Below are 1,453 nucleotides of genomic sequence, written 5' to 3'. Positions count from 1 at the left end.
GGTGTACTCCCCGAGTTCAATAGGTCGTCGCAACACTGCTTGTCAGAGATCATAGATGCTCGTTGAAGACCTCGTCGGGGGTCCTCCATCCGAGGGTCTTGCGGGGGCGGTTGTTGAGGACGGTGGCGACAGCCTTGAGTTCGCTTCTACTGTGCCTGCTCAGGTCGGTTCCCTTGGGGAAGTACTGGCGTAGGAGGCCGTTCGTGTTCTCGTTGGTGCCGCGCTGCCAGGGACTGTGCGGGTCAGCGAAGTAGACCGCCAGGCCGGTGTCGATGCGCAGTTGCGCGTGCTGGGCCATCTCCGCTCCCTGGTCCCAGGTCAGCGACCTGCGCAGGTGCCCGGGAAGTCGGGCGATCGTGGCGGCAATGGCATCGCGAACGGCTTGGGCACCGTGACCCGCCAGCGGCGGGCCGTTCTTGGCCCGGGGGCCACCGTGACCCTCCATCGGGGGCAGGTGCAGCAGCACCGTGAACCGGCTGGTGCGCTCGACCAGCGTGCCTATCGCCGAGCTGTCCAGGCCGATGATCAGGTCGCCCTCCCAGTGTCCGGGAACTGCTCGATCGTCGGCCTCACAGGGGCGCTGACTGATCATCACCTCCTTGGTGACGAACTTCCTTCCGCGGCCCCGGGTCCTGGCCCGGGGCACCCGCAGTGCGCGACCGGTACGCAGGCACGCCGTCAGATCGCGGCTCAACACGCCGCGGCCTTGGATGTAAAGGGCCTGGTAGATGGCCTCGTGTGAGATCCGCATCGTCTCGTCCCCGGGAAAATCAGCCGGGAGCCTGCGAGCGATCTGCTCGGGGCTCCAGGCGGTCGCCCAGCGTCGATCCTGACGGCGGCCGTGGCGCCGCCCGACCCACCGAACCTTCGGTCCCGCGATCTCGCTGCCATCGGGGGCGCAGACCGTGCCGGCGAGCCGGTCCTGCACATACTGCTGGAGCCGGTCGTTCGAGGCCAGCTTGCACGGCTTGGGTCGCCGTGCCTGCCGGTCGGCGTGCCACTGCGCGACCGAGGCCCGATAGTCCAGGCGACCGCCGCGAGTCGCCGCGTTGCGCCGAAGCTCCCGCGAGATAGTAGACGGGGAGCGTCCCAGGCGGCGGGCTATCTCACGCACCCCGTATGCTCTCGCCCGCAGCAGGCCTATTTCCTCGCGCTCGGCAAACGACAGGTAGCGGCCCGACAGTGGGTCCAGGCTGATCAACGGCATGCCGCCACCCTCACGGAACCACCGCGGCCCCAAGGGCATCGACACGCCGCACGCGACGGCCGCTTCCTCACTGGACAACCCCGCAGCGATCAGCCGCCAGAAACGCTGCCGCTCCTCACGTTGATTGACCGGGGGCCGTCCAGGAGATCGAAGCGGCGGACGACCAGCCAAGATCGCCGCACGAGCTCTTCCCTGCGCCACAACATCCTCCACACGATTGAGGTGTTGCGACGACCAGTTGAATCC

Annotated in this window: 1 protein-coding gene; it reads right to left on the bottom strand. The window is 67.7% G+C overall.

Annotated elements, in window-relative coordinates:
* Positions 1 to 49: 49 nt before the first annotated feature.
* Positions 50 to 1,408 carry an IS30 family transposase gene (locus tag FCI23_RS55675; RefSeq protein ID WP_456318885.1) on the bottom strand — a complete coding sequence of 453 codons (1,359 nt, stop codon included), beginning with the start codon at positions 1,406 to 1,408 and terminating at the stop codon, positions 50 to 52.
* Between the last annotated feature and the right edge of the window lie 45 nt (positions 1,409 to 1,453).

This window comes from Actinacidiphila oryziradicis, from assembly GCF_005047355.1.
Classification (GTDB): domain Bacteria; phylum Actinomycetota; class Actinomycetes; order Streptomycetales; family Streptomycetaceae; genus Actinacidiphila; species Actinacidiphila oryziradicis.
The sequence above is the reverse complement of the archived record's forward strand: the minus strand, read 5'-3'. Positions and strand labels throughout refer to the sequence as shown.